Here is a 246-nt window from a genome sequence, read left to right on the forward strand (position 1 = left end):
GGCTTTCCTGGTCCGGGCGATGGCAGACGATCGACTTGAAGCCCATCGCCTTGATCTGATCGAGGTCCTCCAGCGTGATCTGGCCGGATACCGAATATTCGTCGTCGATCTGGCGGATGTCCATCGCGCGTTTCTCCCCAAAATGAATGGCAGAAGCTCTACGACGCAAGACCGGAAGCGTCAACAAAACAGTTCGCTCAAAAGAACGCGAAGCGAAGCGCATACCTCCGACTTTCGCCTGGCTTC

The 246-nt window shown here is 56.1% G+C and carries 1 protein-coding gene; it reads right to left on the reverse strand.

Going from position 1 to position 246, the window contains the following annotated elements; translation table 11 throughout:
• Positions 1–124, reverse strand: a 124-nt coding sequence (locus tag ACPYOI_RS36690; protein ID WP_481424261.1) for a beta-lactamase hydrolase domain-containing protein, incomplete at its 3' end; no start/stop codon positions are given.
• Positions 125–246: the final 122 nt, after the last annotated feature.

The organism is Rhizobium sp. SVR5-2C (genome assembly GCF_056755115.1).